Annotated in this window: 11 protein-coding genes and 2 tRNA genes; 6 read left to right on the top strand and 7 right to left on the bottom strand. The window is 60.0% G+C overall.

Translation table 11 applies throughout. The features are described 5' to 3' along the window. Positions 1–56: 56 nt before the first annotated feature. The 4 genes from ACZ1JM_RS07590 (at position 57) to ACZ1JM_RS07575 (ending at position 7117) form a co-directional block, all read left to right on the top strand. Positions 57–2261: an autotransporter assembly complex protein TamA gene (locus ACZ1JM_RS07590; RefSeq protein ID WP_465135009.1), complete on the top strand. Its 2205-nt coding sequence runs from the start codon at positions 57–59 to the stop codon at positions 2259–2261. Further along, positions 2261–6529, top strand: a complete 4269-nt coding sequence (locus tag ACZ1JM_RS07585) for a translocation/assembly module TamB domain-containing protein (protein ID WP_465134226.1) — start codon at positions 2261–2263, stop codon at positions 6527–6529. Before ACZ1JM_RS07590 ends, ACZ1JM_RS07585 begins: the two co-directional genes overlap by 1 nt. Continuing rightward, positions 6529–6723: a hypothetical protein gene (locus ACZ1JM_RS07580; protein ID WP_465134225.1), complete on the top strand. Its 195-nt coding sequence runs from the start codon at positions 6529–6531 to the stop codon at positions 6721–6723. The genes ACZ1JM_RS07585 and ACZ1JM_RS07580 overlap by 1 nt, the downstream gene beginning before the upstream one ends. A 136-nt stretch (positions 6724–6859) precedes the next feature. Next, the gene (locus ACZ1JM_RS07575; RefSeq protein ID WP_465134224.1) at positions 6860–7117 is read left to right on the top strand and encodes a PilZ domain-containing protein; all 258 of its coding nucleotides are present in this window, start codon (positions 6860–6862) and stop codon (positions 7115–7117) included. A 65-nt stretch (positions 7118–7182) separates the two neighbouring features. Here the strand turns inward: ACZ1JM_RS07575 and ACZ1JM_RS07570 are convergent. The 7 genes from ACZ1JM_RS07570 to ACZ1JM_RS07540 all read right to left on the bottom strand — a co-directional run bounded on the left by ACZ1JM_RS07570 (position 7183) and on the right by ACZ1JM_RS07540 (position 13241). After that, positions 7183–7258: transfer RNA gene (locus tag ACZ1JM_RS07570), tRNA-Lys, on the bottom strand. 24 nt (positions 7259–7282) lie between these two features. Next, positions 7283–7358: transfer RNA gene (locus ACZ1JM_RS07565), tRNA-Lys, on the bottom strand. A gap of 102 nt (positions 7359–7460) precedes the next feature. Then, the gene (gene rodA, locus ACZ1JM_RS07560; RefSeq protein WP_465134223.1) at positions 7461–8573 is read right to left on the bottom strand and encodes a rod shape-determining protein RodA; all 1113 of its coding nucleotides are present in this window, start codon (positions 8571–8573) and stop codon (positions 7461–7463) included. Continuing rightward, complete coding sequence (mrdA, locus tag ACZ1JM_RS07555; RefSeq protein WP_465134222.1) at positions 8570–10648, bottom strand: penicillin-binding protein 2; 2079 nt, start codon at positions 10646–10648, stop codon at positions 8570–8572. Before mrdA ends, rodA begins: the two co-directional genes overlap by 4 nt. Beyond that, positions 10645–11193, bottom strand: coding sequence for a rod shape-determining protein MreD (locus ACZ1JM_RS07550; protein WP_465134221.1), 549 nt, complete (start codon positions 11191–11193; stop codon positions 10645–10647). The genes mrdA and ACZ1JM_RS07550 overlap by 4 nt, the downstream gene beginning before the upstream one ends. A gap of 2 nt (positions 11194–11195) precedes the next feature. After that, a complete protein-coding gene (locus tag ACZ1JM_RS07545) occupies positions 11196–12080 on the bottom strand; it encodes a rod shape-determining protein MreC (protein ID WP_465134220.1) in 885 nt (294 codons plus the stop codon). Positions 12081–12194: 114 nt separating this feature from the next. Next, a complete protein-coding gene (locus ACZ1JM_RS07540; protein WP_465134219.1) occupies positions 12195–13241 on the bottom strand; it encodes a rod shape-determining protein in 1047 nt (348 codons plus the stop codon). 236 nt (positions 13242–13477) lie between these two features. Between ACZ1JM_RS07540 and mutL the strand changes: the two genes are divergently transcribed. Further along, positions 13478–15310 (top strand): DNA mismatch repair endonuclease MutL, encoded by a 1833-nt coding sequence (mutL, locus tag ACZ1JM_RS07535; protein ID WP_465134218.1) that lies wholly within the window; start codon positions 13478–13480, stop codon positions 15308–15310. Then, positions 15310–15801 carry a hypothetical protein gene (locus tag ACZ1JM_RS07530; RefSeq protein ID WP_465134217.1) on the top strand — a complete coding sequence of 164 codons (492 nt, stop codon included), beginning with the start codon at positions 15310–15312 and terminating at the stop codon, positions 15799–15801. The genes mutL and ACZ1JM_RS07530 overlap by 1 nt, the downstream gene beginning before the upstream one ends. The last annotated feature ends 43 nt before the right edge of the window (positions 15802–15844 follow it).

Here is a 15844-nt window from a genome sequence, read left to right as displayed (position 1 = left end):
GCGCCAGTTGCGGGTCGAGTAGATTGGCGATCTCACTGGCACTCGCGGTCTGCTCGATGGGCACTGCGGCTCAGGCGCAGGGCAATGACGCCGGTGCCGGATTACAAGTTTCAACAGACCAGCCAACGGACCTTGAAGCTGGCAAGGTGCCTGTGCCGCCGCCTCCAGCGGCACCGCCACTTCCCCAAGTGCCGTCGATCATCTCGGACGAAGAATTCAATTCGAGCGTTCCCTCGCTCGATGCGTCCGACGATCCCGAACTCGGCAAGCCACTTGAATCGATCGATGCCTTTGAACGACGTCTGGCCGGGCAGCAGGCACGCGCGAACCCCGAAACAGTCGACAAGGCTCCTTTGGGAGATCCCTCGCTGGCCGACGGTGATGCGGTCGAGGCAATTGGTGACGCGCCGGTTCGAGATGCGGAACTGAATGCTCCTTTGCCACCAATCGACCAGTTTGAAGTCGCTCCCGTGCAGTTCGCCGAAGACGCGCCAAAGGACGATCGCGATGTCGAGATCCGTTACCGGACCGACGTGCAGGGCCTGGAATTGGCCGACAAGGAAACGGAGACGAACCTTCGGAGCGAGTTCAATGCCCTGTCAGCGTTAAAGAAGGGTGATGGCAAGGCGGCGAACACCGCCATGGTTTCGGCCCGGCTTACCGAAGACAGCCAATTGATGGAAACGGTTCTGGCATCGGAAGGATGGTACAGCCCAACGATCCAAACGCGTCTTGATCCGTCGACCAACCAAGGCGATCCCGCGCTCAAGGCAGTAATCTCCGTCACGCCCGGCAAGCGCTACGTTTTCTCGGACATCAAGATCAAAGCCGACCCTACTGTACCGCCAACCTTGATCGCGGATAACTTTGCAATCCGGGTCGGTGAGCCAATTGTCGCCGAACGGGTGCAGGGTGCCGAAGCTAAAGTTGCAGTGGCACTGCCGGAAAACGGCTATCCCTTCGCCGCCGTCGGCCAGCGCGATATCCTCTTGGATCAGGACACCGCCGAGGGTGTGTATACCCTGCCGGTGGACGTGGGGCCGCGTGGCCGTTTCGGAGCGATCACGACCGATGGCGATCTCGCGTTCAATGCCAAGCATGTACAAGTACTTTCGCGGTTCAAGCGCGGGGAACTCTACGACAGTCGGAAGGTCGACGATCTGCGCAAAGCGTTGGTCGCCACCAGTCTGTTTTCCACGGTTTCGGTCGAGCCCGAAAAAACCGGCGAGGATGCCGGTGACGGGACGGAATACGTCTCGCTGCATGTCAAGCAGGACGCCGGGCCGCCTCGAACGATTGCTGGCTCCGTCGGCTATGCGGCGGGTGAAGGCATCACCGCTCAGGCGACTTGGACGCATCGCAACCTTTTCCCGCCTGAGGGCGCGCTGATCGGCCACGCTATTGCCGGTACGCGCCAGCAAGGGGCAGGCGTCACGTTTCGCCGTTCGAATGCGGGTAAACGGGATCGCACTTTTGAGGTGGTCGTTGAGGCGTTCCACAATGACTACGATGCTTACAGCGCTTACACGGGACGAATTGCGGCGCGCATCGCCAGGGATTCCACGCCGATCTGGCAAAAGCGATATACTTATGCCTTCGGCGTAGAGTTCCTGGGAACGGCCGAGACGGACTATGACTTCGCGACGGGTGGTCGCAAGCGAAACACGTATTACGTCGCCGGAGTAAACGGGCAGGTCGGTTTCGACACATCGGACGATCTGCTCAATCCCACCAAGGGTTTCCGCGTAACGGCGCTTGTGCAACCAGAGGCTACGGTACGTGGCGGATTTGATCCGTATGTGAGAGCCAGGATCGACGGGTCCACCTACTTCTCGGTGAATGACAGCCTGATACTTGCCGGTCGTCTCCGGTTCGGGACAATTCAGGGGGCCGGGTTGTTCGACATAGCGCCATCCCGCAGACTGTATGCGGGCGGCGGCGGATCCGTACGCGGCTATGCTTATCAAGCGCTTGGAGAGCAGGCTCCGGATGGCAACCCCGTAGGTGGACGGAGCTTGAACGAGGGCTCTTTCGAAGCGCGCTATCGTTTCGGCAACTATGGCGTCGTCGCCTTCGTAGATGCCGGGCAAGCCTATCGTGAGACAACACCTCAGTTCAATAATCTGCGTTATGGTGTCGGCATCGGTGGCCGCTTCTATACTAATTTCGGACCCGTCCGCCTGGACGTGGCGACGCCCCTTGGTCGCAAGCCCGGCGAATCCCGCTTCAATCTCTACGTTTCAATCGGGCAGGCGTTCTAATGACTGATCCGATTGATCAAAGTGGAGACACTCCGGCGCAAGAGTACTCGGCAGAAAACACGGCTGTCGAGACGTCTGGTGCCTCTCGCGCGCATCGGTTTCGTATCCGGGCGTTGAAAACGATCGCGTTCATTCTTTTGGGGGTGCTGGCGTTTCTCGTAGCCGTCATTCTCGGAATCAATACCGGGCCGGGCCGCCGCTTCGTAGCGGATCAGATAGCCGGGCTCGAGTTCGAGAACGGCATGCGGATTTCGGTCGCGCGGATCGATGGGTCGCTATACGGCAAGATGACGCTGCGCGGTCTGTCCGTGCGCGACCCGCGTGGCGAATTCTTGTATTCGCCGGAAATCAACGTCGATTGGCGGCCATTCGCCTACCTAGACAATCACGTCGATGTTCGCAGCGCAACCGCCGCCCGGGTCGTTCTTCGTCGATCGCCGCAGTTTCGGGAGACGCCACCGAGCGACGCTCCGCTCCTGCCGAATCTTGACATAGATATCGGCAACCTGCGGATCGACCGCTTCATCGCCGAGCCTCCCGTGTCGGGTCAACGGCGTATCATGACGGTAAGTGGCCGCACTCACATTGCAGACGGTCGTGCGCAGATAAATGCCAAGGGCGGTACGATTGCGGTCGAGGGCAGGGGCGGCGGTGATCGCTTCACGCTGAATCTCGACGCCGTACCCGAACGCAACCGGCTCGATATTGATCTCGACATGGCTGCCCCCCGAGGAGGGCTGATCGCAACCCTGGGCGGTCTAACCCAACCGATTACGCTCAAGATCGCCGGTAAAGGCGATTGGATGGCTTGGAACGGAAATCTATCGGCCAATCTCGGCGATGGTGATCTTGCGCGCCTTACATTGACCGCACGGAACGGGACATTCGCGATCAAAGGGCCGACGCGTATTGCGCGAATGTTCACTGGTCCCTCGGCGAATTTGCTTGGGTCGGTCATGAACGTCGATGTTACCGCTGCGTTCCAACAACGTCGGGCGACGGTATCGGGAATGATCTCCAGCGACGCGTTTAATCTGACGCCTAACGGCGTTGTAGATCTCGGTGAAAACACCTTTCAGGATCTTAAGCTGGCATTCGTGCTGCTGAAACCCGCAGCCGTCGCCGAGAACCTGAGTGGTGCAGGGTGGCGAGCAAACCTGACGCTGGATGGCGCATTCTCCACCCCATCGGTGAATTACCAAATACTTGCTGACCGCGTCGTCATGAATGACATGGGGCTGGAAGGTCTGTCGGCAAACGGTGCTGCCAAAGTCGACGCCGACCACATCATGATACCCGTTTCCGCTCGGGTGAGGCGCATCACCGGGCTTGACACGGTTGCCGGCGGGACGCTCGTCAACGTCGCATTGAATGGCGACCTAGCGATCGAAGGGCCACGGGTCCTGTCTGACAATATGCGGATCCGATCGGACCGGATAAACGCCGGGCTGATCCTCGTCGCGGATATGAGCAAGGGCCTTTATACCGGTGCGATTGACGGGAAAATTGACAACTATCGCCTTGATAGCGTCGGTATTTTCAACATTCGCACGAACATGGACCTGAAGACCGAGGCTCAGGGCTTTGCGCTGCAAGGTACAGTTCGCGCCCGGTCTACCAGGCTCTTGAACGAGAGCCTTCAAACGTATCTTGGCGGCAACTTCTCCGCGTCGTCTAACGTACGCTATGGCTCTGACGGCGTTGTTCGTTTTTCGGGCGTTCGTTTGAATGCGCCGCTTCTGCGCGTGACCAGTGGCCAGGGCAGCTGGTCGCCAGATGGGCGCATTGCTCTCAATGCCAGTGGCAGCTCGAAACAGTACGGGGCGCTAGGGGTCAGGGTTACCGGTACGATCGCCAACCCCGACGCTCATATAACGGCCGAAAAACCTGGACTTGGGATTGGCATCGTCAATCTTGATGCACGGATTACGGGAGCCAAAGGAGGTTATCGCCTCAATGCTAAAGCGGACACAAATTATGGTCCATTGACCGCTGATGTGACTCTCGGCCTGGGCAAGGCGACATCCGTCGACATCAACAAGGCCAGCCTGTCCGGCGTCGACTTTGCCGGGCGGATGGTTCAGACCCCTGCAGGGCCTTTCACAGGGCAGCTGACCGCGAATGGAAATGGGGTCGGCGGTCTGATAAGGCTCGGCGCTGAAGGCAAGTATCAGGCAGCCGACTTCAATCTTCGGGTTCAGAATGCCAACTTCCAGGGCCCTGCTAACCTGTCGATCGGGTCCGCGATCGTGGATGGTCGCGTCGTACTTTATGACAAGCCCTACGTCGTCGCTGACGCGCAAGTCGCGGGCACAAGCATCGGGGCGCTCGATCTGGCTGCCGCGCGGGTGCTGATTGATTATCGCGATGGCAGGGGCAAGGCGAAAGGCCTGATAGAAGGTGTAAGCGGCGTACCGTTCAGGGTTGGCCTCAATGCAGATCTTCAGCCTGATCTGTGGCGAGTATCGCTGCAGGGCAGAGTGCGCGGCCTTGAACTCAAGACGTCAACGCCCGCGCGCATCGTACCAAGGGGCGGTAGCTACGAATTGCTGCCAACCAGCGTTGCCTTTGGCGGGGGCACCATCAAGCTGGCTGGGTCCTACGGCAACGGAATGAAGATCCAGAGCCGACTTGAAGGCATCGACATGGCCTTGGTCAACGCATTCATGCCGGGATATGGGATCGGCGGCAAAGCCACCGGTAATTTCGATTTCGAGCAGACAAATACTTCTTCGTTCCCGCGTGCCGATGCACGAATGACGCTCAGCAATTTTACGCGCACCAGTTCCAGCACGGTGAGCCAGCCAGTCGACATAAATTTTGTCGGCAAATTGCTGGCAGACGGTGGTGAGGCCAGAGCCGTATTCCGCCGCCGCGGGACGGTCATCGGCCGCATGATCGCCAGTCTCAGGCCACTGCCTCCGGGCGAAGGACCATGGACCACGCGCTTGCTGGAGGCGCCGCTCGGCGGAGGCATCCGCTATAATGGACCGGCGGACACGCTATTTTCCTTCGCCGGGCTTTCGGGGCAAACGCTTTCGGGCCCGATTGGCCTGGCTGCGGACTTTTCGTGCCGGGTATCGGACCCCTGCATCAATGGCATCGTTCAGGGCCGTGACCTTGTTTACGAAAATCAGGCCTATGGTACACGCCTGAGTTCCATGGCGCTGGCCGGCCGCTTCAACGGCAACACGATGGAACTGACCTCGTTGACTGCCCGTGCAGGCGACGGAACAGTAAGCGCGAGTGGTAGGGTCAGTCTTGCCGCCGACCAAGGCTACCCGATGGATTTGAGCGTCAAGCTCGACCGAGCAAGGCTCGCGCGCAGTGATGCTCTATCAGCCACTGCAACCGGTGAATTGCGCCTTACCAAGGCAGCAGGACAGACGGCCCTGCTTGCGGGTCAGATCAGGTTGCCCGAAACGCGGTATCAGATCGTCCGCGAAGGCGCCGCGCAGGTACCGCGTTTGACGGGCGTACGGTTCAAGCCTCCAGTCGGACCCAAACGCATCACGGGTGACGAGCCGGCACCGAAGTCTAGCAGTGCTTTTGGCCTCATCCGGTTGGACCTGCAGCTACGCGCACCGGAGAAGCTGTATGTTTCCGGAATGGGCCTCGAATCCGAATGGAGCGCAAACTTTCGAGTAAGCGGCACCAGCGCTGCACCGTCGGTTGCGGGCGAAGTGGAACTGATACGCGGGACGTTGGGCTTTGCAGGCCGATCCTTCGATCTGAGTAACGGACTGGTGTCGTTCAATGGTGGTCAGACGGTCGATCCGACGGTGGCGATTACCGCCACAGACGACATCGATGACGTCGAAGTCAGCGTGAATGTCACCGGACGCGCATTCAACCCACAGATCGATTTCTCATCGACCCCTAGTCTGCCGGACGATGAAGTGCTGTCACGCATCCTATTCGGCAGTTCGATTGCCAACCTGTCGGCATTGCAAGCCGTTCAACTCGCATCCTCGCTCAATTCGCTGCGAGGCACTGGAGGCGGGCTTAACCCTCTGGGCAAACTGCGCTCGGCAGCAGGCATCGATCGTCTGCGCATTCTTGGCCCTGACGAAGCCAGCGGGCGTGGAACGGCCGTGGCTGCGGGCCAGTATCTTACCGACGATATATATGTCGAATTGATCACCGATGCGCGGGGGTTCACCGCAACCCAATTGGAAGTGAGTGTTACGAAGTGGCTCTCGGTGCTGAGCCAGGCGGGCGGATCGGGCGTCAACAGCCTGAACGTGCGCATCAAGAAGAACTATTGATGCAATCCCGCGCATTCCTTGCGGGATTGGCATTGGTTTGCACCTTGGGAGGATGCAAGCGCGAGCCCGATTTCAATGAGCGATATGACACCGCAACCAAATCAATTGTCGACCGGGCTAAAGAGATAGATTCCCAGATTCAGGCCACAGGGGTGCCGCCGGTGGACAAGGATGCCACCGATCAACAGCAGTGAAACCTAGAGTTTACTTCTGTCGATTACCGCACAGTCAGCCGAAGCACAGTAGAGGTATGTCGTGCTGACGAATGAAGATGGCGATCGAGCAAGTGTCAGGAGACCGGTCCTGCTTCAGGCGCGGTGTCGCAAGTCCATGTGGCATGTTCTGCCTGTGGAACTTGGCAACATTTCTGAAGGCGGCTGTAGCATCGTGGGCAACGCTGGTGCGTTCGACGAAGGTGAAGTCGTTCAGCTTAGAATTGCCCACCTTAAGCCCATCGAGGGCCAGATACGGTGGCGTAACGATGATGCAGTCGGTGTGGAGTTTACATCATCGTTGAAAAGCCGCGTCGTTCGCGATCTGGATCGGATTTACGGGATCGTTTTGGACGATCAACCGCAAGCAATTTGACTCAAGCGCCAGACAGCCAATAACCGGCAGTCGTCATTCAGAACATGATGAAGGCAGTTTGAAAATGGTGGACGCACTTGGGCTCGAACCAAGGACCCGCTGATTAAGAGTCAGCTGCTCTACCAACTGAGCTATGCGTCCCCATAAAGGGTTCCGTCTGAGGTGTGGTGGACGCACTTGGGCTCGAACCAAGGACCCGCTGATTAAGAGTCAGCTGCTCTACCAACTGAGCTATGCGTCCGTACCAACCTGCCGTGTGGGCCTTGCGACCCGTTTGATTCGGCGGCGGAGAGGTCCCTATAAAGGCTGTTTCAAAGATGGGAAGGGACAATTTCAAAAAGTTTCAGGCCAGCGAACCTTTGCCCTGATTCCACCTGTTTACGGCCATGATAGTGCCTAGGCAGATCATGTTCGTCAGCATGGAAGTGCCGCCGTGGCTCATGAATGGAAGGGGGATGCCCACGACGGGGGCCAGTCCCATGACCATCATTAGATTGATCATCACGTAGAAGAACATCGTGGCCGTCATTCCTGCAGCCAATAGGCTGGAAAACCGGTCCGGGGCGCGCCGTGCGACCTTCATTCCCCATCCCAGAACGATCGCAAACACGATAAGCACGAACAGGCCGCCAACGAGGCCCCATTCCTCCGACATCGTCGCAAACACGAAGTCGGTGTGCGGTTCAGGCAAATACTGAAGGTGGCTCTGCGTGCCGTTGCCGAAGCCCTTTCCAAATATGCCGCCTGATCCGATTGCGATTTTAGATTGGGTGATGTGGTATCCCGTGCCCAGCGGATCGCCCTCAGGATCAAGGAAAACCAGCACGCGATTGCGCTGGTAATCGTGCAGTAGCGTAAAAAATGCGATGGGAGCGATGACCATCAGCGCGCCGCCCGCGCTCATGAACCACCATAAGGGCAGCCCCGCCAGAAACATCGTGACCACTCCGCCGAAGCAGATTGCGGTGGCGGTGCCCAGATCGGGCTGGATCAGGACGAACAGCGCCGGCAGGCCGATGAGCACGCCGGCTGGCACAAGCCCGCGCCAACTGGCAGTCATAGCGTGAGGCAGCGTCTCGTAGAACCGCGCAAGCACGAGGACGATAGCGGGCTTCATGAGTTCTGATGGCTGCAGCGACATGAAGCCCAAGTTCAACCAGCGTTGGCTGCCCCCACCAACCGCTCCGATCAGTTCGACCAGCACCAGTAGGATCAGGATCGCGGCATAAACCGGATAGGCAGCCATCCCGAACAGTTGCCGCCCAAGGCGCGAGATGACGATGGCCATCACAAGGAAAACAACGAACCGTATTCCATGGCTCAGCGCGTAGGGTTGCAGGCTGCCACCCGCAGCCGAATAGAGCACGGCCGCGCCAAGGCATACCAAACCACAAAGCGGGATCAACATCTGCCAGGGCTGGCGTGAAATGGCGTCGGGGACGATTGACCGGCTCATTGCGGAGCCGTTCCTGACGCGTTGGACGGGGCCGGAGCCGTACTGGCAGCGGCGTCTGGTTCCGGGGCAGGTGACTGCGCGTCGCTGACGATGGGTTGTCGCTCCTGCTGAGCCTCCTCGGCTTCCTGCACTTTACGGCTTTCCTCTTCGGGCGATACGGCTGGCGCACCCACGCCATACTCGGCAGCGTATACCCGGTAACGCGCATCGAGGCGTTCTTTCGCCGTACCGCCCCATTTCTTCTCAAGCTCGGTCAGGATATCCATGCCTTTTTGCTGATCGAAGATGTACGTCAGCACATCGCGTGCGATGGGGTAGGCGGCGCTGGAACCGCCGCCATGCTCCACGACGACCGAGCAGGCGTAACGCGGGTTATCGGCGGGCGCGAAGCAGATGAAGTGGCCATGGTCGCGATGCTTCCATAAACCGCCTTTGCCGTTGCCAATGTTGAGTCCAACCACTTGCGCTGTCCCGGTCTTGCCCGCCACCTTAATGTCTGGAAACGGAAGCTTGGCATTCGGAGCGGAACCGGGTCCATTGGCTACGTCTGACATCGCTTGATGGATATAAGCAAGGTGCTCCTGCGAAATACCTAGCGAGGGCGCTGGCTTCGTTTCAGAGCCATGCACCATATGCGGCATGATCAATCGGCCACTGCCGATCCGTGCGGCCTGGATCGCCTGCTGCAACGGATTGACCAGAAAATAGCCCTGTCCGATCGTTGCATTGACCGTATCGAAGGTTTGCCATTCCTTGTGATACTTACGCAGTTTCCATGCCGGATCTGGCACGGTGCCGTATGACTGGCCCAAGACAGGCAGCTTGAATTCCTGACCCAGACCCAAGCGCCTCGCCATGGCGGCAATCGGATCCATGCCGATGCGCTGGGCAAAATGGTAGAAATACACGTCGCAGCTTTGGTAGATGCCTTTGGCCATGTTGACCTGGCCGTGTCCTCGCCGCTGCCAGCAGTGGAACACGCGATTTCCAACTCGCAGTCCACCACCGCAGAAAACGGACTCGTTGGGGTCCAGACCGGCCTCGAGAAACGACAGCGCAACCATCGGCTTGACGGTCGACCCCGGGGGATAGAGGCCGCGCAGCACCTTGTTGCGCAAAGGCACATGGTCGTCGTCCGACAGCATTTTCCATTCCAGACGACCGATGCCGTCGGAAAAGCTGTTCGGGTCGAAACTGGGCATGGAAGCCATCGCGAGCAGGGCACCGGTCTGGCAGTCCATCACCACGACGGCAGCCGATTCCGGCCCGATGCGACGAGCGGCATAATCCTGAATGCCGGCGTCGATCGTCAGCTTGACCGTTTCGCCAGGAATATCCTCACGCGTATCGAGGTTCCGCACGATCCGGCCTGACGCCGTGACTTCGACGCGACGAGCGCCGGGTTTGCCACGCAACTCCTTTTCGAAGATTTTCTCCAGCGCGTCCTTGCCCACTTTATATCCGGGCGTAATTAAGACAGGGTCGCGGTCCTTCTCATACTCCTCGGCCGAAGCGGCACCGACATACCCGATCAGGTGGCCGACCGATGGCCCGGTCGGATAAAAGCGGGAAAATCCGCGCTGTGTCACCACGCCGGGCATATCGGGAAGGCGGACGCTCACGGCGGAGAACCGTTCGAGGTCCAGGCCTGACGCGACTTCGACAGGCGCGAATCCATGAGCCTTGTCGATCTTGTCCTGAAGGTCCTGCAGTTCGATCGGACTGAGCGAAAGAAGGCGGCCAAGTTCGGCGATGGTCGCTTTGCCATCCGTCATTTGCTCCGGCACCACATCGACGCGGAAATCGGCGCGGTTGGAGGCGAGGGGGGAGCCGTGGCGATCCAATATCCAGCCACGCCGCGGCGGGATGAGCGAAAGGTTGACGCGGTTGCTTTCCGCTTCAAGCTTGTACTTCTCGTTCTGGAAGACCGACAGATAGGTCATTCGGGCGGCGAGCAGGACACCTATCCCACCCTGAATTCCACCCAACACCACGGTTCTACGATCGAAGCTGTTGCGGAGCGTGCCATTCGTCACGTGCGGCTGACGGATCAGTCGCCTGAAATCGATCTTCATCGCATGACCACGAAGGGAGTCAGCCTGATGCGATCGGCCAATGCCACGAAACGACCGACGAGCGGGTAGAAAAACACTGAGATCAAAACCTGTGGGCCAACAACGCGGATCGGGGCTGCGGCACCGGCGATGTTGGAAACACCGAGGCCAAGCACGATATAACTGATGATCAATCCGATCGCCACAAGCCACTCGGTAACGAAATTACGCCAGGGCAATCTTGCTTCAACGACATCCAGCGCAATGGCCGCCAATGACCATAACAGGACGGCGCTTCCAAACGGTGCGCCGGAAAACAGATCGTCCATGATACCCAGTGGCAATCCCGCCCAAATTGGCAAGATGCCTGGCCGAAGTTGCCGCCATGCCAGAAAGATCAGAAAGCCGAAAGGGGGCAGCACGGGGGCAGACGCGATCAACATCCAGCCGGGCACGATTGATCCCAGCATGATCGTCAGCCATGGAAACGACCGCGCAACCACCGTCGAAGGCTTGCGGTTTATGCGCTGCCTGATCGCCTCGTCGTTACGGGGGAGTATCGCCAAGTTCAGCTATCCCCAGCCTTCGGATCCGCCAGTGGTGGAGGCGGGGGCGGATTCCACGCTCTTTCTACGATCACGTAGTCGGTATCCGATGGGTTGCTGAGGACGCGTGCCTTCGCCCCATCCCGCAGCAATTCAGTGACGACCGCCATGGGGGTGCCGGGACGATAGAGCCCTCCCGATCCGGTGGTGACCATCACATCGCCCTTGCGTAACGGATTGAGACCAAGATTGACGAGGCGGATGCGGATCATCCCATCGCCCTGGCCTTGGGCGAATGCAGCGACGCCATCGCGAGCACGCCGAACTGGAACGAGGCTCTCGGTGTCGGTTATCAGCAGAACCCGGGCACTGGACGCGCCGACTTCGAGCACCCGGCCCACCAGTCCCATGGGTGAGCGGACCGGCATACCCTTGATTACGCCCCGGTCAGCCCCGGCTCCCAAGGTTGCGAAACGCCTGGAGCTCGAACTGGTGGAGTTAACTAGGCGAGCGAATGCAACAGGCGTTCCATCTCCCTCGCGCAAGTCGAGAAGTTGCTTAAGGCGTCGGTTTTCATCTTTCGTCGCCTGCGCCTGCGCGAGGCGAACTTTGGCTTCGGCCAGTTCCCGTTCCAGGCGAACACGTTCACGACCGGTCTTGAAGAAACCGGAAACCTCGGCGAAAAAGTCCTTGCTTGCCTTGCGGCCAGTGGCAGTCGCCTGGGCGGCTGGTTCGGTCGCGTCGGCAGCGGCACTGCGGAACATGGCAAAGGAGCCGGGGCTGGCAATGGCGACGATCAGGAATACCAAGCCCACGACCGCGCCGACCACACCGGCCGTGTAGCTGAAAAAGGTCGTGTATTGCGCCCTGCGCGAAAAGCCGGAGCGCCGATTTGCTGGCGGTGCCATGCGCCATGCACTCCTGTCATCATCGTGGCACCCTGACGGCGACCGGGCCTGCCACATTCATCACACCGGGCACGTGGGCCGAAATCCCGCGTACCCGGCTAATCTTTCAATCGATCAGGCGGACATCAGGACGCCGCGATAGATGGGGTCTTCCATGGCACGGCCGGTGCCCAGCGCCACGCAGGACAGCGGATCTTCGGCAACGCAAACCGGCAGGCCGGTCTCTTCGCGGAGATAGGCGTCCAGCCCCTGAATCAAGGCGCCGCCGCCGGTGAGCACGATGCCCTGATCCACGATGTCAGCCGCAAGTTCCGGCGCCGTGTTTTCCAAAGCGATGCGAACGCCTTCGATGATCGCGCCGATCGGTTCGGCCAGAGCCTCCGCGACATTGGCCTGCGTGATCGTGATTTCCTTGGGAACGCCATTCACCAGATCGCGGCCCTTGATGTGGATCGTTTCGCCGATGCCGTCCGCCGGCATGATGGCAATTCCGTAGTCTTTCTTGATGCGCTCTGCCGTTGCATCACCGATCAGCAGGTTGTGATGGCGACGGACATACGAGACGATCGACTCGTCCATCTTGTCACCGCCCACGCGCACCGACGTGGTGTAGGCAAGACCGCGCAGCGACAGCACGGCTACCTCGGTAGTGCCGCCGCCAATGTCGACGACCATCGACCCAACCGGTTCGGTCACTGGCATGTCCGCACCGATTGCGGCAGCCATTGGTTCGAGAATGAGGTACACCTGGCTTGCCCCAGCGTTGCTGGCGGCGTCGCGGATGGCGCGACGTTCAACCGAGGTGGAGCCCGAAGGCACGCAGATCACGATCTCAGGATAGCGGAAAAGATTCTTCTTTCCGTGCACCTTACGGATGAAATGCTTGATCATTTCTTCCGCAATTTCGATGTCGGCAATAACGCCGTCGCGCAGGGGGCGGATAGCCTCGATGTTGTCGGGTGTCTTGCCCATCATCATCTTCGCATCGTCGCCGACGGCTTTGACCTTCTTCACGCCGTTCATCGTCTCGATCGCGACGACCGAGGGTTCGTTCAGAACGATTCCGCGATCCTGGACATAAACGAGAGTGTTGGCCGTACCCAGGTCGATCGCCATGTTCTGGGAGCCGAGTTTGAAGAATCGCGAGAAGGGGCCGGCCATCTAAAATCCGTTTCTTTCCAATCGCTTTCCGATCGGGTTTCGGAAAGTGCGAAAGGGGTTTTTGGGTGGGAGGGCACCCCTTAGCCCATCGATTCGCGAAAGGCCAAAATTTTGTCACTTTTTCCGGGGGGAATTCCGGGTTGCCTGTCTCGAATTACCCGCGTTTCATCGCTAGGTTGGCACCTTATCGCTTTCGCGCGCCACTGACACCGGCACCTCCATTAGCCGAGATATAGATGCCCACGATCCGCCGCCTGCCCGAACATCTCGTCAACCGCATAGCTGCGGGGGAAGTGGTCGAGCGGCCGGCGTCGGCGCTGAAGGAACTGGTTGAAAACGCCATCGATGCCGGTTCCACGCAAGTAACGGTGCGGCTGGCATCCGGCGGGCTCGACATGATCGAGGTGACGGACGACGGCTGCGGGATGCGGCCCGATGAAATCGCCTTGGCGCTGGAACGCCATGCAACGTCCAAGCTGCCGAATGAGCAGATCGAAATGGTCGCTACGCTCGGTTTTCGCGGGGAAGCGCTGCCATCGATCGGTTCGGTGGCGCGCCTGACTATCGAAAGTCGTCCACATGACGCGGCGGAAGGCTGGAGGCGGGTTATCGATCACGGCGTGGTTGGCGGTGACGGCCCGGCAGCGCTGCCGCCCGGCACACGCATCCGGGTCGAGGATCTATTCGGCAAGGTCCCTGCACGGCGCAAATTCCTGCGGACCGCCCGGTCTGAGTATGCCGCCTGCCTGGATGTGGTACGGCGCCTCGCCATGGCCCGGCCGGATGTCGGCTTCGAGATGGAGCACGACGGGCGGCGGGTGCTGGCCGTCCAGCCACGTGAGGAGTTGGCGGCCCGCGTGGCGAGACTGATCGCGCGCGAGTTGGCGGAGGATGGCGTACTGATCGACGCGGAACGCGGCACCGCGCGGCTGACGGGAGTCGCTGGCCTGCCCACTTACAACCGCGGGGTCGCCGATCACCAATACTTGTTCGTGAACGGTCGGCCGGTGAAGGATCGCCTGCTCGTCGGTGCGGTACGTGGGGCGTATTCGGACATGCTCGCGCGAGACCGACACGCCGTCCTGGCGTTGTTTCTGGACATACCGCCAGACGAGGTGGACGTGAACGTTCATCCCGCCAAAACGGAAGTGCGTTTTCGCGATCCGGCCTTCGTAAGGGGATTTCTGGTCGGCGCGCTGCGGCATGCGTTGGAGGGAGCAGGGCAGAAAAGCGCGCAGCCCGCCGCATCGGCAGCGATGAACAGGTGGCAGGTCGAGCCAGTCGCCGATCAAGACCTGCAAGGACGATCAGTTCCGGCAGCATCGCTCGGATCGCTTTTCGCGCGCGAATATGGAGCCGCGTCCAACACCTATTCACCGCGCGTATCCGAAGCGGGGTCCGCATGGCGATCCTATGAGGCGGACGTGATGGCGGCACCGTCCGGTCGCGCCGAGCCTGCGGAAACCCCCGATGGTGAAGCATTACGCTATCCGCTGGGGGTGGCGCGGGGTCAGGTCGCGGGAACGTACATCGTCGCCGAAGCGGAAGATGGTCTGGTGATCGTGGATCAGCATGCCGCCCATGAACGCCTGGTTCTTGAAAAGCTGAAGGCAGCTGGGGCGGACGAAGCCATGAACCGGTCGCAGGCATTGCTGCTGCCCGAGGTAGTCGAACTGGAAGAAGCGGCGTGCGATGCGGTGGAAGAGAAGATCGCCGATCTGTCCCGTCTCGGTCTGGTGCTGGAGCGTTTTGGCCCGGCGGCGATGCTGGTCCGTGCCGTGCCTTCGGTGCTGGCGAAAAGCGACGCCGCATCTCTCGTTCGGGATGTGGCCGACGATCTCGCGCGCAATGGCGATGCCCTGTTGTTGGGGGAAAAACTTGATCTCGTACTGGCGACCATGGCCTGCCACGGATCGGTCCGGGCGGGCCGATCGCTATCGGTCGCGGAGATGAACGCATTGCTGCGGGAAATGGAGCGCACGCCGCGATCGGGCCAGTGCAACCATGGACGCCCCACGTGGGTTAAGCTTGCCCATCAGGACATAGAAAAACTGTTCGGGCGAAAGTGATGCGAAAGACGATTTTGATACTGGCCGGTTTCGCCCTCCTTTCAGGATGCAAAGGCGAAAATGCGGCGACTGAGGGGGCTGATCAGGCGAAGGATGTCGCCATGGTCGAGCGAATGAGCAAGGAACCGTTCCAGCCGATCATTCCAGCAGCGATCACCAGCGACGACGTCGCCCGATACGGGCTCGACAAACCTGGCTGCACCTTCCGCAAGGGTGACGCGGAAGATGCCCTATTTGTCGCGGGCAAGGACGAAGGCTTCATGCGGATAGGGCCGGACCTGAAGCGCTATTCGGCGAAGGAGGCCAGCGCTGATCTGTCCGGCGGTGCCCGCTCATCCTACGTCGGCCTTGGCAGCTGGGTCGATTTCGTGCGGCTGCCGGATGGCGATACCGGTGGAGGCGAAACGAAATGGCCGGCAAGGCTGATCGTCCACGACGCGCAGGAGCGTGTAGCGTTCCGGGCCGACGGCACGATGACCTGCACGAGCTGATCCGGCCGAAAAATAGGTGCCCGCCACGCGGACGGGCACTTTC

This window comes from Novosphingobium sp. BL-S-24, assembly GCF_055521575.1.
The sequence above is the reverse complement of the archived record's forward strand: the minus strand, read 5'-3'. Positions and strand labels throughout refer to the sequence as shown.

What these genes read in the sequence shown, in the direction of transcription:
- ACZ1JM_RS07590 (WP_465135009.1), top strand. Translation starts at nt 57, where the DNA reads ATGGGCACTGCGGCTCAGGCGCAGGGCAATGACGCCGGTGCCGGATTA.
- ACZ1JM_RS07585 (WP_465134226.1), top strand. Translation starts at nt 2,261, where the DNA reads ATGACTGATCCGATTGATCAAAGTGGAGACACTCCGGCGCAAGAGTAC.
- ACZ1JM_RS07580 (WP_465134225.1), top strand. Translation starts at nt 6,529, where the DNA reads ATGCAATCCCGCGCATTCCTTGCGGGATTGGCATTGGTTTGCACCTTG.
- ACZ1JM_RS07575 (WP_465134224.1), top strand. Translation starts at nt 6,860, where the DNA reads ATGTGGCATGTTCTGCCTGTGGAACTTGGCAACATTTCTGAAGGCGGC.
- rodA (WP_465134223.1), bottom strand. Translation starts at nt 8,573, where the DNA reads ATGAGCCGGTCAATCGTCCCCGACGCCATTTCACGCCAGCCCTGGCAG.
- mrdA (WP_465134222.1), bottom strand. Translation starts at nt 10,648, where the DNA reads ATGAAGATCGATTTCAGGCGACTGATCCGTCAGCCGCACGTGACGAAT.
- ACZ1JM_RS07545 (WP_465134220.1), bottom strand. Translation starts at nt 12,080, where the DNA reads ATGGCACCGCCAGCAAATCGGCGCTCCGGCTTTTCGCGCAGGGCGCAA.
- ACZ1JM_RS07540 (WP_465134219.1), bottom strand. Translation starts at nt 13,241, where the DNA reads ATGGCCGGCCCCTTCTCGCGATTCTTCAAACTCGGCTCCCAGAACATG.
- mutL (WP_465134218.1), top strand. Translation starts at nt 13,478, where the DNA reads ATGCCCACGATCCGCCGCCTGCCCGAACATCTCGTCAACCGCATAGCT.
- ACZ1JM_RS07530 (WP_465134217.1), top strand. Translation starts at nt 15,310, where the DNA reads ATGCGAAAGACGATTTTGATACTGGCCGGTTTCGCCCTCCTTTCAGGA.